The following is a 24,481-nucleotide window of genomic DNA, read 5'->3' on the forward strand; positions in this document are numbered from 1 at the left end:
TCAGTGGCCTTCCTTGAGCAAGGAGAGGGCGTCGGCGGGTACGTCACGTCCGGCCGCCCTGCGTTCGTCGGCGAAATCGGCGAGCATGCGCCTCAGCTCGTCGTCCGCGCGGGAAGTGAGGTCCGCGACGGCGGCCAGCGGCACCCCGACGAAGACGCATTTGAGGACGCCGTGGCGCCACGTGTGGTCGTCCAGGAACCGCGCGAAGGCACCCATAGCGGCCGCGACCAGCCTGATGTCGTTGGCGCGCAAGGCGTCTTCGACCAGCCTGATGCCGGTGTCGGTGACTTCGGCGCCCGGGGACTCCAGCGCGTTGAGCGCCCGCAGGACCCCGCGTCGCTCGGCGTCGTCGCCGTAGCGGTAGAGATCGCGCAGTTCCGCGGCCAGCGCGGCGTCGTCGAGGACGTCGGCCAGCACCGTCACGAGCCGGACCCGCGCCCGGTCGTCGAGGGTGCCGTGGACCAGCCCCTGCGGATCGGTGTCCGGGCGCAGCGCCTCCCGGCCGACCTCGCGGCCGACGGCCGGGAAGAGCGAGCCGATCACCGACGGCTTCTCCCGGATCCGGCGTTCCGCCTTGGCCGACCACGTCTGCGGCATCGCGGCGGTCAGCGCCTCGAAGGCCCGGCGCGCGGTGTCCGGCGCGGCGTGGCTGCGCCGGGGCAGTTCGACCGCGGCCAGCCCGGTGTAGCCGATCTCCGCCAGTGCGGCGAGCGTCCCCGGCAGATCCAGATGCCCGTCGCCGAACTCCAGGTGTTCGTGGACCCTCGGCAGCATGTCGTCGAGTTGCACGTTCCACAGCAGCGGACCGGCGAGGCGGACGCATTCGGCCGCGTTGACCGGCTCGACCGCGACGCAGTGCCCGACGTCGAGCGTGACCCCGAACAGCTCCGGCTCGCCGAGTTCCTTGCGCAGGTCCAGGACCTGGCCCAGATGCTGCACGAGGTGGCCGGGCTCGGGTTCCATCGCCAGCCGCACGTTCAGCCGCGCGGCGTGTTCCAGGACCGCCGCGACGCCGTCACGCAACCTGGACCAGGCAAGATCATTGTCTACAGTGGACACTCCGGACCAGAACGAGACGCAATCCGCACCGAGATCCCCGGCGATCCTCAAGGCTCGCGCCAGGAAGTCGATCCGCAACGCGGGATCGTCCGAAAGCAGCGTCGGCGAGTGCTTGCGCCACGGGTCGAGCAGGTACCGCGCGCCCGTCTCGATCACGACGCGGTTCAGGCCGAGCGCCGAAAGCCGCGAGGCCACGTGGTCGACCTGCCGCGCCAGATCGTCGGCGAACGGGTCGAGATGGTCGTGGTCCAGCGTCAGCGCCACCCCGGTGTAGCCGAGGTCGGCGATGATCGCGAGCGCGTCGTCGAGGCGGTGGTTGGAAAAGCCGTTGGTGCCGTATCCGAGGGAAAACGTCATGTGGGGCTCACCTTCCTCGACAGCTTGCGGGCGATCGGGAGTGCGGCCGCGACCAGCGCCGCCCCCAGTACCGAGCCCTTGGCCGTGACCGCCGCCTGCAGCGGGACCATGCCGTGGATGCCGGATTTCGTCGCCGAGCGAACGGACTTCGCCGACGGGTCGCGGACGGCGTCCGCCTGCGCCCTTCCGACCAGGCCCGCGTAGCCCGAACCGGCCGCCATCGAGGCCGCGCGATGCCAGCCCCCACGTGCCGGTCCGGTCAATGCCAACGTTGTCGCCGCACAGCTGGTGGCCAGTGCCGCCCGGGCGGTCGCCGGGTTCGCGCCGTGCACTTCCCCGGTGGACAACGCCGTGACGCCGAGCGTGTGGACGCCGACGGCCGCCGCGGCGGTGGCCGCCTTCTTCGGCGAGTCACCAGCGCCCAGCAGGACGTCGAGCGTGCGGCAGGCCGCCATCGCCACCGGCCCGGCCGGCGTCGGTTTGAGCACGGTGTCGTAGGCCCACACCGCCGCCGCGAGCGGGACCGCGACCCGCATCGACCGGCGACCACCGCCGAGCGCCGCCAGGCCGAGCCCGGCAACGGTCAGCGCGGCCCCTGTGGTGAGCGCCGCGCCGGCACTCACCCGCCCGGACGGGATCGGCCGCTCGGGACGCTCCACCGCGTCGAGCTTCCGGTCCGCCCAGTCGTTGAGAGCCATCCCGGCCCAGTAGAAGGCGACCGAGGACAACGGCAACAGCAGCCGTCGCCCGGTCATCCTGAGCCCCGCCGCGGCGGATCCGGCGACCGTGTCGCCGAGCACCGTCAACGCGGCGGGCGCCCGCACTAGCTCCACGTAAGCCTTCACAGGGTTCCCGCCCAGGCGATGAGGCGGGCGGTCTGCTCGGCGAACCGGTGTTCGTCGCTGCCCAGCGGATCCTTGAAGAAGAAGCCGAGCTCGGTCAGCGCGCCGCTCTGGCCACCGGCGTGCGCCGCGGTCACCAGCCTCGCGAGGTCGAGGATGAGCGGAGCCGCGAGCGCGGAGTCGTAGCCGGTCCAGGTGAACTGCAGGCTCATGCGCGCGCCGAGGAAACCCTCGAACGACACGTGGTCCCACGCGGTCTTGATCTCGCCGAGGTCGGGCACGTTGTCGATGTGCAGCGGCGCGGTGACGTCCTCGCCGAGCAGCGCCGCGAGCCCGCGGGCCTTGGATTCCAGCTTGCTGTTCGCGGTCACCGGGTCGGCGAGGGTCTCGCCGTCGCCGCCGCCCAGCAGGTTGGTGCCCGCCCAGGAGCGGACCTTCAACGCCCGCGCGCTGAACATCGGCGCGAGGACCGTGCGCAGCAGCGTCTCGCCGGTCTTGCCGTCGCAACCCGCGTACGGCAGGCCTTCCCGTTCAGCGAGCTGCCGCAGCGCGGGCAGGGTGACCCCGGCGGACGGCGTGAACTCGACGTACGGGCTTCCCGCCTTCAGCGCCGCGTACGCCGACAGGGAGCTCGGCGGCAAGACCGCCCGCGCCGGGTCGGCGAGCGCCGCTTCCAACGCGTCGAGGTCGTCGTGTTCGGGCAGGTGGGGACACGGGGCCTCGGTGGAGGACACGTTGACCACCACGACCCGCGCGAGGTCGTGCCGGCCGGCGAAAGCTCGGATGTCCGCCGTCAGCCGGGCGGCCGCGCCGGCCTGGGCACCGGCGTGCGCCGCCGGGTGGTAGCCGTCGCGGATCTCGGCGTCCACCTCGGCCAGCCCGGACCGGACCGCGGCGAACACCGCGTGCCCGAACACGCCGGCGTGCGCCAGCTGCTCGGCCCGCTTCTCCAGCGGCGTATGCGCGATGTCGTGCCCGCCGAGGACCAGATCGTCCCAGCCCGGCAACGGAACCCCGGCGAACGCGGCCAGCTCGGTGACGCAGCCGCCACCGCCCGTCACCCCCGCGCGCAGCGCGAGGAGCCCCACCGCGGCCGTGGTGGCCACCGACCCCCTCGCCCCGATCAACCAGATGCCCGTACGCTCGTGAGCAGGCATTTCCTCCACCTTTCCCAGCCCGAGAACACCAACCTCCGATGGTCGGATGTTTCGGATCGAACCAAGTCGCAGTGATAGTCGTCATGCGACTTTCGGCTGGATCTCTCGCTCAGTTACTCCCCTTCGTGGTGACGGCGGGCACAGCGGTCCATCGCGCGTCGTCGGACGCGCTGCGCTCGACCGCGGCCAAGACCTGTTGAACCCTCAACCCGTCCTCGAAGGACGGTTCGGGATCCGTGCCGTCGCCGATCGCGGTGAGCAGATCGGCGACCTCGTTGGTGAAGGTGTGCTCGTAGCCGAGGAGATGCCCCGGCGGCCACCACACCCCGACGTACGGATGCTCGGGTTCGGTGACCAGGATCCGGCGGAACCCCGCCTCGGTGGCGGGCTGGCCACCGTCGAAAAAGGACAGTTCGTTCATCGACTCGAAGTCGAACGCGAGGCTCGCCTTCGAACCGTTGATCTCCAGCCGCATCGCGTTCTTGCGGCCCAGCGCGAACCGGGTCGCCTCGAAACTCGCCACCGCGCCGCCGGTGAACCGGCCGAGGAACAGCGCGGTGTCGTCGACGGTGACCTGGCCGGTGCCGCCGTCGCCGTCCGGCCGTTCCTTGACGAAGGTGTTGGTCAGCGCGGAAACCCCGGTGATCGTCTCGCCGGTGACGAACTGGGCCGCGTCGACGATGTGTGCGCCGAGGTCGCCCAGCGCGCCCGAACCCGCCTTGTCCTTGTGCAGCCGCCAGGTCATCGGCGCCTGCGCGTCGGACAGCCAGTCCTGCAGGTAGACCGACCGCACGTGGCGGATCTCGCCGAGCGCCCCGCTCGCGACCAGCTTCCTGGCGTGCGCGAGCGCGGGCACCCGGCGGTAGTTGAACGCCACCATCGACCGGACACCGTTGGCCCGCGCCTTCGCCGCCGCCTCGGCCATAGCTTCGGCCTCGGCGAGAGTGTTGGCCAACGGCTTCTCGCACAGCACGTGTTTCCCGGCCTCGAGCGCGGCGATCGCGATCTCGGCGTGGCTGTCGCCCGGCGTGCAGATGTCGACCAGGTCGACGTCGTCGCGGGCGATCAGCGCACGCCAGTCGGTCTCGACGTCTTCCCAGCCGAACCGTTCCGCCGCGGCCTTCGCCCGCACCTCGTCACGGCCGCCGAGCACGGCGAGTCTCGGGATCAGTGGTGGCGCGAAGAACCGGTGCACACTGCGCCACGCGTGCGAATGCACCGCACCCATGAACGCGTGGCCCACCATGCCGATCCCGATCGTTTCCTTTGCCGTGCTCATGCCCCTCCTAGATGCGTGCGTGTGTCGGGTACGCGGGTTTACGAGTCGAAGCCGACGTCCATGTACTTGTCGACGTTCTCCTTGGTGACCACCGCGGAGTACGTGGTGATCTCGGCGGGGATCTCGTGCTCGGCGAAGTCGCCCGCCCCCTTGCCCTGGCCGAGCAGACGCGCGAGCGAGATCGCCGAAGACGCCATCGACGGGCTGTAGAGCACCGTCGCCTTCAACGGTTCGGCGTCGGACTTGATCAGGTTCATCGCGTTCTTGGAACCCGCGCCGCCGACCATCAGGAAGTCCTTGCGGTTGGCGTTGTTGATCGCCGCGATGACGCCGACGCCCTGGTCGTCGTCGTGGTTCCAGAGAGCGTCCAATTTGGACGCCGACTGCAGGAGGTTCGAGGTCTGCTGCTCGCCGGACTCCGGCGTGAACTGCGCCGAGACGCGCGGTCCCACCTGGAAACCCTGACGCGCCAAGGCGTCCTTGAACCCCTTGCTGCGTTCCTGGGTCAGCGGCAGCGAGTCGATCCCCGCGACCTCGCCGATCACCGGGTTGGCGATGTTCTTCGCCTTCATCTGCTGGGCGATGTAGTTCCCGGCGTTGACGCCCATGCGGTAGTTGTCGCCACCGATCCAGGTGCGGTACGCGAGCGGGGTGTCGAAGACGCGGTCCAGGTTGATCACCTGGATACCGGCGTCCATCGCCTGCTGGCCGACCGCGGTCAGCGCCTTGCCGTCGAACGGCAGGATCACCAGGACGTTGACCTTGGCGTTGATCAAGGTCTCCACCTGGGAGATCTGCTGGTTGACGTCGTTGGTGCCCTCGGTCGCGTTGAGCGTGACCTCACTGAACTTCTGCGCCTGCGCGCGGGCGTTCTTGGTGATGGCCGCCATCCAGCCGTGGTCCGCGGCAGGCGCCGAGAACCCGATGGTGACGGGTGTTCCGGGCTGCGAGTTGGCGCCGGCGTTGGCCACGTTGGCCGCGTTGTTCTGCGCCGGTGCCTCGTTCGAGGTGCACGCGGTCAGCAGCGCGCCCGCTCCGACGGCCGCGCCTCCCAGCAGGAAACGGCGGCGGTGCAGGGATTGTTCGGTCATGACGACTCTCCATCCACGGTGACGGCGGTGGTCCAGGTGGTCGTGAGTGGCGTTTCGGGTTCTAACCCGAAACGCCACTCACGACCCCACTAAGTGCTCGTCTTTGTCTTTTTCACGGAGCGGAACTGCAGCAGCGCGGCCAGGACGATGATCACGCCCTTGGCGATGTTCTGGANGTTTCGGGTTCTAACCCGAAACGCCACTCACGACCCCACTAAGTGCTCGTCTTTGTCTTTTTCACGGAGCGGAACTGCAGCAGCGCGGCCAGGACGATGATCACGCCCTTGGCGATGTTCTGGATGTCGGTGTCCAGGTTGTTGAGCGTGAAGATGTTGGACAGCACGGTGAAGATCAGCACGCCGATCAGGGTGCCGATGAGCGAGCCGCGACCACCGGTGAGCAGCGTGCCGCCGATGACGACCGCCGCGATGGCGTCGAGTTCGTAGAGCATGCCGTTGGTCGAGGCGCCCGCGGTGGTGCGGGCGACGACCATCAGCGCGGCGATACCGCAGCACAGGCCCGCGACGCCGTAGACGAGCGCGGTGTGCCGCTTGACGTTGATACCGGCCAGCCGCGACGCCTCGGCGTTGCCGCCGACGGCGAAGGTGCGGCGGCCGAACGTGGTGCGGTTCAGCAGCACCCAGCCGACCACGAACACCAGCGCGAACATCCAGATCAGCACCGGGATGCCGAGCAGGTCGCCGCGGAAGAAGTCGAGGAACCCCGCCTCGGACACCACCTGCGTGCGGCGGCCGCTGATGCGTTCCGCGAGCCCGCGAGCCGAGACGTACATCGCCAGTGTCGCGATGAACGGCACGATCTTCCCGTAGGACACCAGGATCCCGTTGATCAGCCCGCAGCCGAGGCCCACCAGGAGTCCACAAAGGATCATCACGAACGGGCCATAGGACTGGGTGGCCAACGTGGTCAGCCAGACGCTGGAGAGCGCCACGATCGACCCGACCGAGAGGTCGATGCCGCCGGCGATGATCACGAACGTCATCCCGACGCTGACCACCCCGATCGCCGCGGCGAGCCGCAGGATCGTGGAGATGTTGCCGTCGGTGAAGAACTGGTCGGGCCTGGTCACCTGGCCGACGATGCACAGGATCACCAGCACCCCGGCGAGCCCGAGCAGCCGGGTGTCGAGCGAGAAGTTTCGCTTTTCCTTGGGTGGTACCGGTTCCACGGCGGGTCCCGTACGCACCGATTCGGCTTGGTCGGTCACGCCGCACTCCCCTCGAGAATCACGTCGAGCACATCCGCCTCTGTCAGCTCCGCAGACGGCTTTTCAGCCAGGACACGTCCTTCACGCAGCACCAGCACCCGGTCGGACAAGCCGAGTACTTCGGGGATCTCGCTGCTGACGAGCACGATCGCGACCCCGGTCGCGGCCAGTTCCTCGATCAGCCGGTACAGCTCCGCCCGCGCGCCGACGTCGACCCCGCGCGTCGGTTCGTCCAGCAGCAGGACCCGGCAGCCGCGGACCAGCCAGCGGGCCAGCACCGCCTTCTGCTGGTTGCCGCCGGACAGCGTGCGGATGATGCGGTTCGGGTCGGCGGGCCGGAGATCGAGGCGCCGCAGGCTTTCCCCGGCGTCGTCGAGTTCCCTGCCCCGCTCGGTGAACCCGAACGTCGCGTACTTGCTCAGGCTCGCCAGGGTCACGTTGTGCACGACGGGCAGGTCCAGCAGCAGGCCCTGGCTCTTGCGTTCCTCCGGCGCCAGCCCGATCCCGGCCTTGACCGCCGCGGACACGCTGCCCGGCCGGACCGGTTCGCCGTCCACCGACACCGTGCCGGTGTCCTGCTTGCGCGCGCCGAAGATCGTCTCCAGCAGCTCGCTGCGTCCCGAGCCGACGAGGCCCGCGATCCCGACGACCTCTCCGGCGTGCACGGTGAAGTTCACGTTCTCGAACTCGCCGACGGTGGTCAGGTTCTCCACCTTGAGGACCTCGTTGTCCGGGTCCACGTGTTCCTGATGGCGCGGGCCGAACACGGTTTCGACCTTGCGGCCCGCCATCAGCGCGACGAGGTCGGCGGTCGGCGTCTCCTTGGCGTCGAGACCGGTGGAGACGGTCTTGCCGTCCTTGAGCACGGTGACGCGGTGCCCGATCCGGCGCAGTTCTTCGAGCCGGTGGGAGATGTAGACGATCGCGACACCCTCGGCGGTCAGCTCGCCGACGATGCGGAACAGGTTGTCGACCTCTTCGCCCGCCAGCGCCGCGGTGGGCTCGTCCATCACCAGCAGCTTCGCGTCGTAGGCGAGCGCCCGCGCCATCGAGACCAGCTGCTGGCCCGCGGCGGAGAGCTTGCCGACCTCGGTCGACGGCGCGATCTCGGGGTGGCCGAGCCGCGCCATCAGTTTCGCGGCCTTGCTCCGGGACTCGCTGATCCGCGTGAACCCGAACGTCGCGCGCTCGCGGCCGAGGAAGATGTTGTCCGCCACGGAAAGCCCAGGCACCAGGTCGAGTTCCTGGTACATGGTCGCGATACCGATCTTCAGCGCGGCGACCGGCGAGGGCAGCGTGACCGGCTCGCCCTGCCAGAAGATCTCGCCTCCGTCGGGGCGATGCGCGCCGGCGAGCGTTTTGATCAGCGTGGACTTGCCCGCGCCGTTCTGGCCGAGGAGACAGTGCACCTCACCGGGTTCGACGTCGAAGTCGACGCGAGAGAGCGCACGCACCCCCGGGAAGGTCTTCACGATCCCCCGGACGGAGAGCAGGGTCATGCCGGAGCCTCCTCGGTCTCGAAAGGAACTAATGTCGGGTCGGCGAAAAGCCGTTCGGTGGCGAGATGCGCTGCGCCGCGCAGCGGGGCGGTGGTGCCCAACGGGGACGGCTCGACGCGGCAGGTGGGCTCGTGGCCGAGCGGGCGCGCGGACAGCTCGCGCCGTACCGGCTCGACCAGCCATTCGCCCAGTTCGGCGAAGTAGCCACCGAGCACGACGACGTCGGGGTCGAGTACATCGACCACAGTGGACACCGCGATGCCGAGCGCGACCCCGAGTTCCGAGACCGCGACGACCGCGCGCTGGTCTCCGCGCTGCACGCGGTGCTTGAGAAGCCCGACCCGGCCGTCGACGCCAAGGGCGGGATCGTGCAGCGGGTCGCCGGGCGAAGCCGCGCCGCGCAGGACCGCGTTGAGCCCGGCCTTGGTCTCCAGGCAGCCGACCCGGCCGCACTGGCACTGCTCGCCGGACGGGTCGACGGTGATGTGCCCGACCTCGCCCGCGAAACCCCTGGCGCCACGCAGGATCGCGCCGCCGGACACGAGTCCGCCGCCGACGCCCGTGCCTCCGCTGAGGTAGAAGAGCTCCCGCACACCTCGGCCCACCCCGGCGACGGCCTCGCCGATCGCGCCGAGGTTGGCCTCGTTGTCGACCGCGATGGCGTCGGCGGGCAGCCCGAGCCGGGCGGCGAGGAGGTCGGCGATCTCGGCGTCGCGCCAGCGCAGGGTCGGCGCGAACCGCAGCACGGCGGCGGCCGAATCGACCAGCCCTGGCACCGAGACGGTGACCCCGACCGGCTGGTCGTCGAGCAGCACGGTCCGGGCGAGGAAGGCGAGTTCGTCCATGCTCCGGTGCAGCCCGAGCGCGGCGACGTCGGCGGTCTCGGTGCGTTCGGCGACTACGCGGCCGTCGAGATTCGTGACGACGGCGGCGAAGCGGTCGGCCTCGACACTGAGCGCGAGCCCGCAGGCGCTGGCGCCGTTCAGCTCGACCAGCTGGCTGGGCCTGCCGTTGCCGCCGCCCTGGAGTCCGGCCGAGCGGACGAGACCGCGTTCGGACAGCTCGGTGATCAACCCGGAGACGGCCGCCTTGGTGAGTCCGCAGCGCGCCGCGAGCTGGGTGCGCGAGAGCGGCCCCGCGCGCAACGCCCGCAGGAGCGCGGCGAGGTTCGCGGTGCGTGGGCTGACCGGGTCGAGCTGCCCGGGTTCAGTCGCGGCCACACTGCCTCATCTGACGACGCCTCACTTACGAATCGGCCGTAACAAACTTTGTTACTTAGCCAGCGAAAGTAGGGTGGCGCCCGTCACCCGTCAAGGTGACAACAGGACAGAAATGTCGACTAAAGCCCGCCGTCACCCGAATAGCCGTCCGGTTCGGTGCAGACTTTTGTACTTTTCAAGCGAAAGTCTGCACGATCTTGACGTTACTAATCGGAATCAGGTGAGTGCCCAACGTGCCGTGAGCGGTGGGCCGGGTGGGTCAGCTGCTCAGCGTGAAGGCCCGGTCCGTGGCGGACCAAGCGGCCCCGATGACGCCCGCGGTGTCGCCCAGTTCGGACAGCACGATCGGCAGGTTCCCGGTCGCGAGCGGCAGCGACCGCCGGTAGACCGAGCTACGGATCTCGGCGAGCAGCTGATGCCCGAGCTGCGCCACGCCGCCGCCGATCACGACCATGCCCGGGTTCACGAAACTCACCAGCGAGGCGACCACCTGCCCGAGCCGCCGCCCGCCGTCGCGGATCAGGTTGACCGCGCCGAAGTCGCCCGACGCCGCCGCGCGGCCGACGTCCTGCGCGGTGATCGCGCCGCGGGCCGCGACGACGTCGGCGAGGTACGTCGACCGGCCGCTTCGCGCCAGCGTCAGCCCGTCGCGGGCCAGCGCCGCGCCGCCGAAGTACGCCTCCAGACAGCCCGTCTCACCGCAGGCGCAGGTCGGCCCGTAGTCGTCGAGGCGAATGTGCCCGATGTCGCCCGCGGTGCCGGCGACCCCGCGATACACCTTGCCGCCCAGCACGATCCCGCAGCCGATCCCGGTACCGATCTTGACGAACACCAGGTCGTCGATGGAGCGCGCGACCCCGGCGTGCCGTTCACCGAGCGCCATCGAGTTCACGTCGTTGTCGACCGTGACCGGGCAGCGCAGCAACCCGCCGAGATGGTCGCGCACAGAGAACCGGTCCCAGCCGGGCATTATCGGCGGCGCGACCGCCATCCCCTCGGCGAAACTCACCGGCCCGGGGAGGCCGATCCCGGCGGCGATCAGTTTGCCCGGCGCCTCTTCGCGGATCTTCTCCGCCAGCGCGACAACGCGTTTGAGCACGGCGTGCGGGCCCTGCCGGACGTCGCAGTCCTCGACCGTGTGCACCAGCACCTCGCACGAAGCGTCGGTGAGGGCGACCCCGACCGACGTCGCGCCGACGTCCACCGACAGCACCCGCAGGTCTCCCGCGAGCCGCACCAGCGTGGACCGCCTGCCGCCGCGGCTCGCCGACGGACCGGCGGTCTCGACGAGACCGACCTCGGCCAGCCGCGCGACCTCGGCCCCCACCCGGGCGCGCGGCAGCTCCAGCCGCTCCCCCAGTTCGACCCGGGACATCGGTCCTTCATCCCGCAGCAGGGTGAGCAGCTGGGTCTGGTGCCGGGTTTCGACCATCGGATGCTCCGAGGTGGATGCCGTGCTCATTCACCTGAGCCTACGGCGTTGTCCACTCGCTGTCCCGAATGCCACTCGGAACCTTCGGGGCGTATCGGGCGGGAACAAACCCACCGGCTCCGATCAGTCCTTTGTGGACGCTTCGGCGCGCACGAGGAGCCACGCCGGGATCAGCACGATCGCGGTGATCCCGGCGATCCACCAGTGGGCGTGCGCGATGGCCGCCACGGTCCCCGGAGCGGCGAGCACGGTGAGAATCGAGGTGCCGAAGGAGCCGCCGATCCGTTGCAGCATGGCGAAGAGCGGCATCGCGTGGGAAATTCGCTCTTTGGGCACCGACACCAGCCCGGTGGCCAGTGCCGGGGTCGTGGTCAGCCCGATGCCGCAGCCGCGGACGACCTGCACGACCGAAAGCCACCAATAGCTGTCGGATCCGGTGAGCAGCGCGAGCGGCACCGTCCCGGTGATCGTGACGATCAGCCCGGCGAAGATCACCCGCGCGCCCCCGATCCGGTCGGTCAGCCTGCCCGCGAGCGGAAGCGCCAGCACCGTGCCGAGCGCCAGCGGCGCGGTCAGGAATCCGGTGGCGACGAGGCTTTCATGCCGGACTTCGAGGTAGTACAGCGGCAGGACGATCATCGCGCCGAACAGCGCGATCCCCATCCCGAAGATGACGGCGGCGGCCGAGGAGAACGCCCGGTCCCGGAACAGCCGCAGTTCCAGCAACGGTGCCGGAGACCTCAGCGCGGTGACCACGAAGGCGGCGAGCAGGATCGCACCGGCGGCCGCCGCGATCGGGGTGGCTTCGGCGAGGCCGTACACGAGCAGAGGCAGCCCGGTCGCGGTGAGCACCAGTCCGCGCCGATCCAGCGGACCGGCGTCGACGGGACCTTCCCGCGGCAGCCGTTTCCGGCCCAGCAGCAGGCAGAGCAGCGCGAGTGGCACGTTCACCAGGAACAGCCACGGCACGCCGAACCGCTCGGCGAGCACGCTGCCCGCCAGGGTGCCGAGCAAGGGCGCGAGGTAGATCGGGATGCTCAGCACGGCCATCATCCGGCCGAGCCGCTTCGGCCCCACCGTCGTCGCGAACAGGATCTGTCCCGCCGGGACCAGCAGTCCGCCCGCGGCGCCTTGCAGAACGCGGTAGGCGATCAGCGTTTCGATCGAATCGGCCGTCGCGCAGAGCGCGGAGAAGACCGCGAACAGACCGACGCACACCAGCCACAAGCGCGTCGTCCCGAAGCGACGGCTCGCCCAGCCGCTGACCGGCACCGTCGCGGCGAGCGCGAGCAGATAGCCGGAGGCCGTCCACTGGGCGGTACCGAGCGGTGCACGAAATCCGGCCGCGATCGTGCCGAGCGCGACGGTGACGACGGTCGACGTGAACATCGAGAGGAACCCGCCGAGGGTGAGGATCGCGGCCATCCCCCACAACGCCGGGGTCACCCGCTCCTCATCTGGACTTCCGATCATCCTACCTGCCGATCTTATCGCCGTTAAGATCTTAACGGTGATAAGATCCGGTCGAGTTGTCAACTCCGATACGGACCGGCGAAGGTGTGCGCATGGTCGTGAGACGGGACGGGTACGTCCGAGCCGCGCTGGAACTCCTCGACGAGGTCGGGCTGGACGGATTGAGCCTGCGCAAGCTCGGGGAGAAGCTCGGCGTGCGCGGTCCCGCGCTCTACACGCATTTCAAGAGCAAGCAGGCGTTGCTCGACCAGATGGCCGAAACCATGCTGGACGACCGGCTCGCCCCGCTCGACGATCCCTCGGACATGGACGACTGGGGCGAGTGGCTGGCCCGGCGCGCCCGCACCATCCGCTGCACGCTGTTGTCCTACCGGGACGGCGCACGCCTGCACGCCGGCTCCCGCCCGACCGGCCGGTCGGCGATGACGCCGCTGATCAAACCGTTGCTGCGGGCCGGTTTCACTGAAGAGGACGCGACACACGCGATCGTCGCGATCAGCCGGTACACGCTCGGCTGCGCGATCGACGAACAGCAGCACGTCGAGGGCGACCACGACGAGGACCCGGCCGCCTCCTTCGAATACGGTCTCGCGCGGCTGATCGCCGGGCTCCGCGCCGACGTCGATGTCGCGAATCCGCCAGACCAGGATGTCGCATAGCTGCTGGACTGACGCCATGACAAGCGAAACCGCCCGGCTGTTCCGTTCCCTGCACGTCCCGTCGAACCCGCTGGTGCTCGCCAACGCCTGGGACGTCGCGAGCGCCCGGCTCGTCGAGGACGCGGGCGCCGCGGCGATCGCCACCACCAGCGCCGGAGTGGCATGGAGCCTCGGCGCCCCCGACGGCGACCGCCTCGGCCGCGAACTCGCGGTGGACCTGATCGCCAGGATCGCCCGTGTGACAACGGTTCCGGTGACCGCGGACATCGAAGGCGGCTACGCGGACACACCCGGCGGCGTCACCGAGACCGTCGTCGCGGTGGTCGCGGCGGGCGCGGTCGGCATCAACATCGAGGACGGCCCGCGACCGCCCGAGGAGGTCGTCCCGCGGATCGCGGCTGCCCGCGCGGCGAGCGACGAGGTCTTCGTCAACGCCCGGATCGACACGTTCCTCCGCGGGATCGGCGGGGTGCCGGAGACGCTGGAGCGCGCCACGGCCTACCTCGCGGCGGGCGCGGACGGGATCTTCGTTCCCGGCGCCACCGATCCCGCCGTGATCGCCGCGCTCGTCGAGGGCATCGACGCGCCGGTGAACGTCATGGCCCACCCGGGCGCGCCCAGCGTCAAGGAACTCGCCGGGCTCGGGGTCGCGCGGGTGAGCGTCGGTTCCGGCATCAGCCAGGCCGCGTACGCCGTCGTGCGGGAAAGCGCCCGGGAACTCTTGTCGGCGGGCACCTACTCGCGTCTCGAGGAGTCCGTGGACTACGGCACCCTCAACGACCTCCTCACGTCTCGCATTTAGAGGACGAAATGCGGGAGGGGGCGTTCGGTCCGGTGAGTCGTGACCGGCGCACACGCGAGCCCGCCGCCCGGGGAAGCGTCGCGAAAGCCACTTTCGCGACGTCTGATGTCCCGAAAGTGGCTTTCGCGACACACCAGCGCCGGACGAGGCTGCCGACGACCTTTAGAGGACGAAACGCGGGTCAGGACCAGAGGTAGCGGCGTTCGGGGCGTCCGGTCCCGCCGTACTTGAGGGTCACCTCGGCCTTCCCGGTCGCCACGAAATGCTCCAGGTACCGGCGCGCGCTCACCCGCGCGACGCCGGTCGCCTCGGCGCATTCACTCGCGGACATCCCGCCGGACGCTCCCCGCAGCGCGGTCTCCACCAGCCGCGCGGTCTGGACGGTTAGTCCCTTGGGCAGCACGGGTTTCGCGCTCGGCCGCGCGCCGAAGACCTGGTCGACGTCGGCCTGACCGGCCTCGTCCAGCCGGTCCAGCCGCTGGTGCAGCGACGCGAAATGGGTGAGCTGATCGCGCAGCGACGCGTACTCGAACGGTTTGATCAGATAGTGCAGGACGCCGCCCCGCATCGCCTGCCGCACGGTTTCGACGTCGGTCGCGGCGGTGATGAGGATGACGTCGACGTCCTCGGTCGCGCGCAGTTCCCGCAGCACCGAAAGCCCGTCGAGATCGGGAAGGTAGACGTCCAGCAGCACCAGATCCGGTTTCAGTTCCCGCGCAAGGCGGAGCGCGTCGGCGCCGGTGTGCGCGACACCGACCACCGCGAACCCCTCCGTGCGCGTGACGTATCCACTGTGGACCTTCGCGACCATGAAATCGTCGTCGACGACGAGGACCTTGATCATCGCGGCAACCTCGCCGTGAACACCGCGCCGCCGGAGTTGTGCACCTCGACGGAACCACCCCGCCGCACGCACGCCTGCCGGATCAGCGCGAGGCCGAGCCCGCGCTGGCCGTGCGCCGCGGCCTTCGTGGTGAAGCCGTGCTCGAACACTTCTTCCGCGATCTCCGGGGCGACTCCCGGTCCGGAATCACGGACCACCACGCGCACTTCGTCCTCCTCCTGCCACACCCCGACCTCGATCCAGCCCCGCTCACCACCCAGCGCGTCCAGCGCGTTGTCGACGAGATTTCCCAGCACTGTCACCAAATCCGTGGAAAGGGCGTCCTCGACGCGGTCGAGTTCGCTGTCCGGGGCCATCCGCAGCCCGACCCCGCGTTCCGCGGCGAGCGACGCCTTCGCGATCAGCAGCGCCGCCACCGCCGGGTCGCCGACCCGGGAGCCGACCTCCGCGCGCCACTCCCCCTGCGCCGAGCTGATCCGGCTGACGTAGCCGCGAACCTCTTCGTATTCCCCGAGTTCCAGCAACCCGGAGATGGTGTGCAGCCGGTTGCTGAACTCGTGCGCCTGCGCCCGCAACGTGTCGGTCGCGTGCCTGCTGGCGTCGAGTTCGTCCCGCAGGGTCATGAGATCGGTGCGGTCCCGCAGGGTGACCACGGCGCCCCGCACGTCGATCGGCATCCGGTTCAGCGTCAGCACCTTCCCTTGCCGCAACACGATCTGGTCGGCTCCGGTCGCGCGGCCGGTGAGCAGGTCGCGGATCCGCTCGTTGAGGTCGAGGTCTTCGACCGACCGGCCGACGGCGTCCTCCGGGAGCGCCAGCAGTTCGCGGGCCTGATCGTTCACCAGGGTGATCCGGTGCTGCGGATCCAGGCCGACGACACCCTCCTTGATACCGTGCAGGAGCGCCTCCCGGTTCTCGACCAGCGCGGTGATCTCGTGCGGCTCAAGGCCGAGCGTCTGGTTCTTCACGCGCCGCGCGAGCAGCAGCGAACCGCTCACCCCGATCACCAGCGCGACCCCCAGCACCCGCAGCGCGTTGTCCGGCGAGTCGAGCACGCCGGCGAAGAACCCCGGCGACTTCGAGCCCGCCGCGACCATGCGGACCACCTTGCCGCCCTTTTCGTCGAGCACCGGGACGTGCGCGACGGTCGACCCGTCGAGTTCGCCGACCCACGACCGTCCCGAGAGGACGGTGCTGTCGCCGATGTCGAGCAGCGTCCGCACCTGACCCGGATCCGGTGACGCGAGCACGGAACGGTCCGCTCCCGCGATCACGACGAAATCGACCCCGGAGAGGCTTCGCGCGGTCTCCGCGGGCGCGTTCAATTCCCACGGGCCGTTGTCGAGGTCGCCCACGATGCCCTGCGCGGCGACACTCTCCGCGACCGAAAGCGCCCGGCGTCCCTCGGTCGTGCGGAAGTTGTTCCCCGCCTGGACGACGGCCAGCACGCCCACCGCGCACAGTAGGCAGGTGACGACTACCAGTTGCCACACGAGGAGCTGGCGGGCCAAGGAACCCCGAGCACCCATCGCCACCTCCGCGTGACCACAAAGAACAAAAGAAACCTTAGGCGTCTAAGCGAGACATCTCTGTTTACACGAGTGCAACATGTCCAACCACGCGGCAGAGAGGCGGGGATCACAGTGAAGCCCAGTAACTGGTTGGCCATCGCGGCGGCGCTCGTCGCCGTCTTGCTGGTGCCACCGTTGCTCACCCCGGGCGGCGAGGCCGACGAGGGCTCGCAGATCCGGTCGTTGCGGGTACTCGTGCCCAACGCGCCCGGCGGCGGTTACGACATCACGGCGCGGACCGCGACCAAGGCCATGGAGGACGCCGACCTGCTCGGCAACGCGGAGGTGTTCAACCTCCCCGGCGCCGGCGGCACGGTCGGCCTCGGCCGCACGGTGGCCGAACGCGGCAACGGCAAACTCGTCATGTCGATGGGTCTCGGCGTCGTCGGCAGCGTGTTCACGAACAAGTCGCCGTCTTCGCTGCTCGACACCACACCGGTGGCGAAGCTGATCGAAGAGTCGGACATCGTCGTGGTCGGCAAGGACTCGCCGTACCAGAACATCGGCCAGCTGATCGAGGCCTGGAAGAAGGACCCCGGCGCGGTGCAGGTCGGCGGCGGTTCGTCGCCCGGCGGGCCGGACCACCTGGCGCCGATGCTGATGGCGAAGGCCGTCGGGCTCGCGCCCAAGGCGGTCAACTACGTCCAGTTCGACGGCGGCGGTGAACTGCTCGCCTCGGTCCTCGGCGGCAAGGTCGCGTTCGGCGTCTCGGGGGTCGGCGAGTACCGCGACCAGATCGCGGCGGGCACGCTCCGGGTGCTGGCGGTGACCAGCGCGAACCGGATCCCCGGAATCGACGCGCCGACGCTTTCGGAGTCCGGGGTGGACGTCAAGTTCACCAACTGGCGCGGGATCGTCGCGCCGCCCGGCATCGCCGAATCCGACCGCGCGAAGCTGGTGAGCCTGTTCGAGCGGCTGCAGAAGACGCCGCAGTGGCAGGAAGCCCTGCAGCGCAACGGATGGACCGGCGCTTTCGCGCCAGGTGAGCAGTTCGGTTCGTTTCTCAAAGAGGAGAACACTCGAGTGGCAACGGTGCTGAAAGAGCTGGGTCTGGCATGACGACCACATGGCTGAAGGAGCGCTCCGAACTGGGGGTGAGCGTCGGGCTCGTGGTGCTCGGTGTCCTGGTGCTCACCGACGCGCTGAGCATTCCCACCGACTTCGCCCAGCGCGGACCGGTGGGGCCGAAGGCGGTGCCGATCCTGGTCGGCTCGCTGCTGCTGCTCGTCGCCGTGCTGCTGGCGCGCGACGTGCTGCGCGGCGGCAAGGGCAAGGCCGAGGGCGGCGAGGACGTCGACCTGACCGCGCCCGCCGACCTGCGCACGGTCCTGTTGCTGTGCGGCGCCTTCCTCGCCAACGCGGCGCTGATCGGCCTGGTCGGGTTCCCGATCTCGGGCGCGATCCTGTTCTGGGGCGCTGCCTACGCGCTCGGCAGCCGCAACCTGGTGCGTGACCCGCTGATCGCGGCGGGCATGTCCGTCGTGACCTTCCTGGTCTTCAACAACCTGCTCGGAGTCCCGCTCCCCGGTGGCCCGTTGATGGAGGTGTTCTGATGTTCCAGCAACTCATCGACGGCTTCGGCACCGCGCTGACCCCGACCCATATCGCGATGGCGGCGATCGGGGTACTGCTGGGTACCGCGATCGGTGTCCTGCCAGGAATCGGCCCGGCTATGGCGGTGGCACTGCTGCTCCCGGTGACCTACGGGCTGGAGCCCACCGGCGCGTTCATCATGTTCGCCGGCATCTACTACGGCGGGATGTTCGGCGGTTCGACGACGTCGATCCTGCTGAACACGCCGGGTGAGAGCGCGGCGGTGGTCGCGGCCATCGACGGCAACCCGATGGCCCGCAAGGGCCGGGGCGCGCAAGCGCTTGCGGCGGCCGCGATCGGGCATTTCGTCGGCGGCATCCTCGGCACGATCGCGCTGGTCGTGCTGGCTCCGATCATCGCGAAGCACGCCGTCGACATCGGCGCGCCGGATCTGTTCGCGATCATGGTGCTGGCGTTCATCGCGGTCACCTCGGTGCTCGGCAGTTCCCGGATCCGCGGTGTGGCGTCGCTGCTGATCGGGCTCACCATCGGGCTGGTCGGCCTGGACGAGATGACCGGGCAGTCGCGGCTGACCTTCGGTTCGCTGCATCTGGCGGACGGGATCGACGTCGTGATCGTGGCGGTCGCGCTGTTCGCGGTCGGCGAGTCGCTCTGGGTCGCCGCGCATCTGCGGCGCAACGCGTTCAAACCGATCCCGGTCGGCAGGCCGTGGCTTTCGCGTGCCGACCTGAAGCGGACGTGGAAGCCGTGGCTGCGCGGTCCGGTCATCGGGTTCCCGTTCGGCGCGGTGCCGGCCGGTGGCGCCGAGATCCCGACGTTCCTCTCCTACGTCACGGAAAAGCGGCTCTCGAAGCACAAGGACGAGTTCGGCAAGGGCGCCATCGAAGGCGTCGCGGGGCCGGAGGCGACGGCGTCGGCCTCCGCCGCCGGGACGCTGGTGTCGATGCTGACGCTCGGCCTGCCGACCACCGCGGTCGCGGCCGTGATGCTGGCGGCGTTCCAGCAGTACGGCATCCAGCCGGGACCGCTGCTGTTCGAGCGGGAGTCGTCGCTGGTGTGGGGCCTGATCGCCTCGCTGTTCGTCGGGCTGACCCTGCTGCTGGTGCTGAACCTGCCGCTGGCGCCGCTGTGGGCGAAGCTGCTGCGGATCCCGCGGCCGTACCTCTACGCGGGCATCCTGTTCTTCGCCAGCGTCGGCGCGTACGCGGTCAACGCGGACATCTTCGATCTGCTGGTGATGTTCGTGATCGGCCTGATCGGGTTCGCGATGCGCCGCTACGGGTTGCCGGTGCTGCCGGCGATCATCGGCGTCATCCTCGGCCCGGCCGCCGAACAGCAGATGCGGCGCGCGCTGCAGCTCAGTGACGGCGAGCTGACCGGGCTGTTCAACACTCCGTTCGCGATCGTGGTCTACGTGATCATCCTGGTGATCCTGTTCTTCCCGTTGATCAAGCGTTTCCTGCCTGCCCGTCCCACCGCCACCGAGGCGGAGCCCAAGGACAAGGTGGACGTCTGATCAGTGGGAAACCGGCCCGGCCTCGACTGCCCCGAGGCCGGGCCTTCTCCCTCTCCGGAAGGAGGACGCTTGTCCGCGCGAGTGATCTTTCCGGCGCCTCACGGCGACAGGATCGACTTCATGAAGATCCTTCACCGTCCCCCGGCCGTCAGCGACACGGAGCGGCCGGTTCCCCGCTGGGCGACGCGCTTGGCCTACGCGCTCCCCTGGCTCCTGCTGCCTTCGTGCCTGTGGCGGCTGCCCTTCGCGGTGCATTTCGAAATGGGGCAGGTCCACGATCGCGCGATGCCGGACTACTGGTTGAGCGTCCCGTACGTCCTCACGCTGAGCGTGCTTTCCGAGGTGCTCGCGATCCTGGCCATCGGCCTGGTCCGGGGCTGGGGCGAGGTGGCGCCCCGGTGGATCCCGTTCCTCGGCGGCAAACCGATCCGGCCTCTCGCGGCCGCCGTCCCCGCTGTCGTCGGGGGCTTGATCCTCACCGCGCTCTTCACCTCGATCCCCCTCGGTGACGGCCGCAGGCTGACCCTCTTCGGCGTCGCCGAAAACGCCGCCTACGTCGACGAGGCTTGGGAAACGCTGGCGACGATCTGCATCGCGCCGCTCGCGCTCTGGGGGCCGATCACCATCGTTCTGGGACTCGCCTATCACCACCGCCGCAAGGTAACGAAAGCATAACGGCGAGGTCGCGTTTTGAACCGGCTGTCGGTCGGGGCCGTTTCAGCCAACGCGGAGTCAGTGACGCCGGTGCCGCCGGCGCCGCATCCCCCGGGCTCCGCGCAACGACACCGAACGAGGTGAACAAGTTCATGCCCCGTAACCAAAGAACCGCAGGCCGCCATCGCATGGCGCGCCGCACCAAGGTCGCCACGGGCGCCACCGCCCTCGCCCTCGCCGTCGGCGGGATCGTCGTGCTCAACACGACCGGAACCCCCGACGCCGCCAGGGCCGACGGCGCGGACAAATCGTTCTTCATCGACATCACGAAGGTCCCCCGCGGCAACAACGTCAACCTCGACCTCGCGAAACGGGGCGCACGAGGGACGTTCACCGTGGACTGCGGCCGCAACGAGAACGGCCACTTCAACGGCGACAACTTCATCGCGCAGCCCGGTGTCCGCAATGGAGCCGAGCATCTGCACGACTACGTCGGGAACCTGTCGACCAACGCGGATTCGAACAACAAGAGCCTGCTGCGCGCGGGCACCACGTGCAAGAACGGGGACAAGTCGGCCTATTTCTGGCCGGTAATCCGGATCAACACCGAAGAAGAGGAAGAGAACGAGGCGGCGAACGAAGAGAAACTCGCCGCCGACCGCGTCGACGCGGCCAAAGACGAAGCCGGCGCCCAGGTCGACTGCCCTGACGTCGCCAGCGAATTGGAAGAGGTACCCGACCAGGCCATGCCCGCTGTCGACGAGAACCTCGACAAACTCGACCAGGAGTCCGACAACGCGAACAGCCAGCTGGCGCAAGGAAAACAACCGGGCCAGGTGCTCGACGAACTGAAGAACAAGCGGAAGCCGTCGATCGAGAAGATCGCCGACACCATGCGGCAGGCCGGCAAGCCGGTCGCGAAGAACGAAGAGCAGCTCGCCGGTTGCGCGGTGAAGCAGAACGGCGAGGGCGGCCTCGACAACGGCGGCGACAACAGCAACGTCAACGCCGCGGGCGATGCCGAGAAGAAGAAGTCCGACGGCAAGGCCGCCGACCTGCCCGGCGTCAATGACAACAACGAGATCGGTAACAACGAAGGCGAAATCCAGCGTGCCGAGAAGGTCGACCTGACCTTCACCAGCGGCGGCGCCCGCCGGGTCGTCGCGATGCCGAAATTCCTGCGCGTGCTCTACGGCGACGCCAAGCAGAGCACCAACGGCCCGGCCAACGCGCGGCCGAGCTGGACCTGCACCGGTTTCGAAGACCGGCTCACCGAGCTGTACCCGATCTGCCCGCGGGGCAGCAAGGTCACGCGGATCCACTCGTTCCCGAACTGCTGGGACGGGAAGAACACCGACAGCGCGAACCACCGGACGCATATCGTGTTCTCCGACCGCAACGGGAAATGCCCGCGCGGCTTCAAGAACGTGCCGCAGCTGCGGATCACGCTCGTCTACAACATCCCGCCGGAGGTGCAGGCCGCCGGACAGTACGCGGTCGACGCGTTCGCGCAGGAGAAGCACAATCCCCGCTCCGACCACGACGACTTCGCGAACGTCATGTCGCAACGGCTGATGAACCAGCTGGTGAAGTGCGTCAACAGCGGGAAGCGCTGCCGGCAGTAGCGGAGCAAGTGGGGGCGCGGCGGGGATGACCCGCGCCCCCACCCCCGCGCCGGGGGTCCGGTTCCCGGCCCGGCGTAGGGGTACCGGGCCGGGAACCGGCGAGCGATACGGTTTTCCCTCCCTGGAAACCGGACCGCCCGGTCTGGGTCAGGCCGTCGTGGACAACCGGCTCACCCGGTCGAACACGAGCGGCACCGCGACGGCCGGGTTCAGTTCGGCGAGGACCGCTTCCGCGTCCAGGCCGGGCAGGTGGATCCACGCGCTGTCCGCGAAATCCGGAGTGGTGACGCTGATCCGGGCACAGCGGGCGGGCGGGACCAGCGCGACCCCGAATGGCTCGACCACGTTGCGCCACACGGATTGCGACACGATCATCCCGGCGCCGAACTTGTCGCCCGTCGGATCCGAACGGCACCAGTAGCCCACGGCGTCGTTGAAGGTGGAGGCGCACAGCAACCGGGTCAGCGTGATGTACGTGCGGTGGTATCGGTGATTGTCCGCCATCGGTCCCATGTGGACCGCCACGCGCGCCCGCATCGGCACCCGGGCGTAGCGGTTGCGGGTCCGGAGGAGATGGTCCAGGTGGAACACGACCTCGCAGAGCTGGCCGACGGCGTGGTCCGGATACGCGACCATCAGCCCGTCCCCGGTCTCCCGGAAGTGACGCGCTTCCCCCGGCGCGAGCCCGACGGCGGTGAACGAGCGGGAAACCAGCGTTTCCATCTCGGTCTTCATCGGGTCCAGCAGGTCGTCACTGGCCTTCGACGAACCGACGATGTCGACGGACAGGACGGCGTGGGTGTGCGCGTTGTATCGGCCTGAGGTCAGCACCTGCATCTCTGCGACCCCTCCCCTGATCGGTGAAAACTGGCGGCAGGAAGCAGTGTTCCCACTCCTCACCGGAAGTTCTGTTCGGAACCGAACAAAACATGACCTCGCGCAGGTCAACGCCAGTGAGCTAAGTCACACCTTTTTCCGTGACCACCCGCAATGCCTCGCGGTCGATGACGGTGATCGCACGACGCGAACTGGCCACCACTCCCGCCTTCCGGAGTTTGTCCAGTGCCTGCGCGACCATGGTCCGGCCCATCGGGATGAACTGCGCGAGTTCGTCCTGGCTCAACGGGATCCCGATCCGCCAGCCGGCGGGTGTCCGGACGCCACAGACGTCGACGAGGTAGTCCAATCTGGTCGCGACCCTGGCCACCGCCTGCGGTTTCCAGGACTGCGTCCGCTGCCGCTGGGCGAGCACGAACCGGCGGGCGACACTGACGAGCACCTCCCGCATCGCCGCCGGATGCTCCAGCAGGAACCGGTTGAACTCGCTCGCCGCGATGCGCCGGACGTGCACCTCTTCGATGGCGACGACGTCGGCCATCCGGATCCCGCCCGCGATCACCGCGATCTCGCCGTGCAGATCGCCGGGGACCCCGACGTCGAGGATGACCGTCGCACCCATCCGGTCGGCGCTGGTCACCTTCACGTAGCCGTGCCGCAGCAGCATGACGAAGTCGCCGGGTTCGCCCGCCCGCATGAGCGCCTGCCGTCCCTCGTAGGTCTGCGGGGTGCCCATCTCCAGCAACCGGGCGCGGACGGGTTCGTCCAGTCGCTCCAGGAACGGACGTTCTCTTTCTTCGGCGGCCTCCTGGCCCAAACCCACGAAACACCCTCCCAGGCAGTCGTGAACACCTATCGCGGAGAGTAACCGAATCGGCCACCCGATCCGGCGGCGGAACCGTCGTGGGTGGTGAAGATGCCCAGCCGGACCAGTTCCGATCTGATCCACTCGGCCAACCGGTGCAACGGTCCGTCTTCGGCCTCGACGAAGTAGCTGTCCACGATCTGGTGTCGTCTGTCGGCGTGCTTCGCCGCGTAGAGCAGCGCTGACCGTACCTCCGACACCTTCAGCGGAGCGACCTTGATCCCCGGAGCGGGCCGCACGGTGCTCTTGGCGGCCATCACCGCCAGCACGGCCTCCTCCAGGCTGAACCGGTGCTCCACCGGTACGACCACATGTTCCACGCCCTCGACAACCCGGCGCCCGATCAACGGCATGCCCTCAGATCAGCACGACGCACGGCCGTAGTCTGTTCGCCACCGAACACTCACCGTGGTTCGACCGCCGCGAGGGCGTCTTCGAGCGTTTCCCGGTACAGCCTCATCCGCTCGACGAGCATCACCGGATCAGGGTTCTCGTCCCGCGCGTGTCGCTCCAGCTTCTCGGTGGTCTGTTTCACCGTCACGCGCAGCTCGACGACTTCGGGAGCGTTGCGGTCCTTGCGGTTTTCGAGCCGGGCCACCGCCCGGCGGAAGACGCCGGACAGCTCCGTCTCCCCGGGCCGTACCGTTTCGATGGCCGTCAGCGCCCGCCCGAGCAGGCTGTAGTGATCGAAGGCGGCGGCGGGCTCCGGCACGCGCTTCTCCCGCGCCGGCCTCCGTCGCCTGCCGTTCAGCACGAAGAACGCGGTCTCGGCCGGGACCAGCACGGCCAACGCCGCGACACCACCGAAAAGCCAGGCCTGCGGATGCGGATAGGTCACCGCGCGGCCGATCATCCCGGCGATCAGGCCGAGCACCACCGCGACGACGTGGAACGGCCGGTTGTCGTACTCGGCCATG

23 protein-coding genes are annotated in these 24,481 nt (G+C 69.3%); 7 read left to right on the plus strand and 16 right to left on the minus strand.

Annotation, left to right across the window (positions count from 1 at the left end; translation table 11 throughout):
* The 10 genes from ACXIZN_RS26310 to ACXIZN_RS26355 all read right to left on the minus strand — a co-directional run bounded on the left by ACXIZN_RS26310 (position 1) and on the right by ACXIZN_RS26355 (position 12,637).
* Entirely contained in the window at positions 1-1,416 is a 1,416-nt protein-coding gene (locus ACXIZN_RS26310; protein WP_457957513.1) for an EboA domain-containing protein, read from the minus strand.
* Positions 1,413-2,261 (minus strand): SCO3242 family prenyltransferase, encoded by an 849-nt coding sequence (locus tag ACXIZN_RS26315; RefSeq protein WP_457957515.1) that lies wholly within the window; start codon positions 2,259-2,261, stop codon positions 1,413-1,415. Before ACXIZN_RS26315 ends, ACXIZN_RS26310 begins: the two co-directional genes overlap by 4 nt.
* Entirely contained in the window at positions 2,258-3,415 is a 1,158-nt protein-coding gene (locus ACXIZN_RS26320; RefSeq protein WP_457957516.1) for an inositol-3-phosphate synthase, read from the minus strand. The genes ACXIZN_RS26315 and ACXIZN_RS26320 overlap by 4 nt, the downstream gene beginning before the upstream one ends.
* 109 nt (positions 3,416-3,524) lie before the next feature.
* Positions 3,525-4,694: a Gfo/Idh/MocA family protein gene (locus ACXIZN_RS26325; protein ID WP_457957517.1), complete on the minus strand. Its 1,170-nt coding sequence runs from the start codon at positions 4,692-4,694 to the stop codon at positions 3,525-3,527.
* 38 nt (positions 4,695-4,732) lie between these two features.
* Positions 4,733-5,785 (minus strand): substrate-binding domain-containing protein, encoded by a 1,053-nt coding sequence (locus ACXIZN_RS26330; RefSeq protein WP_457957518.1) that lies wholly within the window; start codon positions 5,783-5,785, stop codon positions 4,733-4,735.
* A 214-nt stretch (positions 5,786-5,999) separates the two neighbouring features.
* Positions 6,000-6,974, minus strand: coding sequence for an ABC transporter permease (locus tag ACXIZN_RS26335; RefSeq protein WP_457960597.1), 975 nt, complete (start codon positions 6,972-6,974; stop codon positions 6,000-6,002).
* A gap of 35 nt (positions 6,975-7,009) precedes the next feature.
* Positions 7,010-8,512: a sugar ABC transporter ATP-binding protein gene (locus tag ACXIZN_RS26340; protein WP_457957520.1), complete on the minus strand. Its 1,503-nt coding sequence runs from the start codon at positions 8,510-8,512 to the stop codon at positions 7,010-7,012.
* Positions 8,509-9,732: an ROK family protein gene (locus ACXIZN_RS26345; RefSeq protein WP_457957521.1), complete on the minus strand. Its 1,224-nt coding sequence runs from the start codon at positions 9,730-9,732 to the stop codon at positions 8,509-8,511. The genes ACXIZN_RS26340 and ACXIZN_RS26345 overlap by 4 nt, the downstream gene beginning before the upstream one ends.
* Before the next feature lie 259 nt (positions 9,733-9,991).
* Positions 9,992-11,194, minus strand: a complete 1,203-nt coding sequence (locus tag ACXIZN_RS26350) for an ROK family transcriptional regulator (RefSeq protein WP_007034224.1) — start codon at positions 11,192-11,194, stop codon at positions 9,992-9,994.
* Positions 11,195-11,287: 93 nt separating this feature from the next.
* The gene (locus ACXIZN_RS26355) at positions 11,288-12,637 is read right to left on the minus strand and encodes a DHA2 family efflux MFS transporter permease subunit (protein ID WP_457957524.1); all 1,350 of its coding nucleotides are present in this window, start codon (positions 12,635-12,637) and stop codon (positions 11,288-11,290) included.
* Between the two features lie 92 nt (positions 12,638-12,729).
* Here ACXIZN_RS26355 and ACXIZN_RS26360 point away from each other — a divergent pair, with 92 nt between their 5' ends.
* Together ACXIZN_RS26360 and ACXIZN_RS26365 are read left to right on the plus strand one after the other, a co-directional pair.
* On the plus strand, positions 12,730-13,296 hold the full coding sequence (locus ACXIZN_RS26360; protein WP_457957526.1) for a TetR/AcrR family transcriptional regulator C-terminal domain-containing protein: 567 nt from the start codon (positions 12,730-12,732) through the stop codon (positions 13,294-13,296).
* A gap of 16 nt (positions 13,297-13,312) precedes the next feature.
* The gene (locus ACXIZN_RS26365) at positions 13,313-14,098 is read left to right on the plus strand and encodes an isocitrate lyase/PEP mutase family protein (RefSeq protein WP_457957527.1); all 786 of its coding nucleotides are present in this window, start codon (positions 13,313-13,315) and stop codon (positions 14,096-14,098) included.
* Positions 14,099-14,279: 181 nt separating this feature from the next.
* Here the strand turns inward: ACXIZN_RS26365 and ACXIZN_RS26370 are convergent, their stop codons facing one another.
* A complete protein-coding gene (locus ACXIZN_RS26370; RefSeq protein ID WP_126733955.1) occupies positions 14,280-14,942 on the minus strand; it encodes a response regulator in 663 nt (220 codons plus the stop codon).
* Positions 14,939-16,471 carry an ATP-binding protein gene (locus ACXIZN_RS26375; RefSeq protein WP_457957529.1) on the minus strand — a complete coding sequence of 511 codons (1,533 nt, stop codon included), beginning with the start codon at positions 16,469-16,471 and terminating at the stop codon, positions 14,939-14,941. The genes ACXIZN_RS26370 and ACXIZN_RS26375 overlap by 4 nt, the downstream gene beginning before the upstream one ends.
* A 132-nt stretch (positions 16,472-16,603) precedes the next feature.
* Between ACXIZN_RS26375 and ACXIZN_RS26380 the strand changes: the two genes are divergently transcribed.
* The 5 genes from ACXIZN_RS26380 (at position 16,604) to ACXIZN_RS26400 (ending at position 21,862) form a co-directional block, all read left to right on the plus strand.
* Entirely contained in the window at positions 16,604-17,572 is a 969-nt protein-coding gene (locus ACXIZN_RS26380) for a Bug family tripartite tricarboxylate transporter substrate binding protein (RefSeq protein ID WP_192746904.1), read from the plus strand.
* Positions 17,569-18,066 carry a tripartite tricarboxylate transporter TctB family protein gene (locus ACXIZN_RS26385; protein WP_457957531.1) on the plus strand — a complete coding sequence of 166 codons (498 nt, stop codon included), beginning with the start codon at positions 17,569-17,571 and terminating at the stop codon, positions 18,064-18,066. Before ACXIZN_RS26380 ends, ACXIZN_RS26385 begins: the two co-directional genes overlap by 4 nt.
* Positions 18,066-19,583, plus strand: a complete 1,518-nt coding sequence (locus ACXIZN_RS26390) for a tripartite tricarboxylate transporter permease (RefSeq protein ID WP_457957533.1) — start codon at positions 18,066-18,068, stop codon at positions 19,581-19,583. Before ACXIZN_RS26385 ends, ACXIZN_RS26390 begins: the two co-directional genes overlap by 1 nt.
* Before the next feature lie 120 nt (positions 19,584-19,703).
* Entirely contained in the window at positions 19,704-20,258 is a 555-nt protein-coding gene (locus tag ACXIZN_RS26395; RefSeq protein ID WP_457957535.1) for a hypothetical protein, read from the plus strand.
* Positions 20,259-20,425: 167 nt separating this feature from the next.
* Positions 20,426-21,862: a DUF1996 domain-containing protein gene (locus ACXIZN_RS26400; RefSeq protein WP_457957536.1), complete on the plus strand. Its 1,437-nt coding sequence runs from the start codon at positions 20,426-20,428 to the stop codon at positions 21,860-21,862.
* Positions 21,863-22,009: 147 nt separating this feature from the next.
* Here ACXIZN_RS26400 and ACXIZN_RS26405 read toward each other — a convergent pair whose 3' ends face one another.
* The 4 genes from ACXIZN_RS26405 to ACXIZN_RS26420 all read right to left on the minus strand — a co-directional run bounded on the left by ACXIZN_RS26405 (position 22,010) and on the right by ACXIZN_RS26420 (position 24,480).
* Positions 22,010-22,699 (minus strand): hypothetical protein, encoded by a 690-nt coding sequence (locus ACXIZN_RS26405; RefSeq protein ID WP_034317906.1) that lies wholly within the window; start codon positions 22,697-22,699, stop codon positions 22,010-22,012.
* A 121-nt stretch (positions 22,700-22,820) separates the two neighbouring features.
* A complete protein-coding gene (locus ACXIZN_RS26410; protein WP_126733959.1) occupies positions 22,821-23,522 on the minus strand; it encodes a Crp/Fnr family transcriptional regulator in 702 nt (233 codons plus the stop codon).
* Positions 23,523-23,551: 29 nt separating this feature from the next.
* A complete protein-coding gene (locus tag ACXIZN_RS26415; protein ID WP_007034234.1) occupies positions 23,552-23,917 on the minus strand; it encodes a hypothetical protein in 366 nt (121 codons plus the stop codon).
* A 50-nt stretch (positions 23,918-23,967) separates the two neighbouring features.
* A complete protein-coding gene (locus ACXIZN_RS26420) occupies positions 23,968-24,480 on the minus strand; it encodes a hypothetical protein (protein WP_457957539.1) in 513 nt (170 codons plus the stop codon).
* Position 24,481: the final 1 nt, after the last annotated feature.

The sequence above is a fragment of the Amycolatopsis sp. TRM77291 genome (assembly GCF_054166285.1).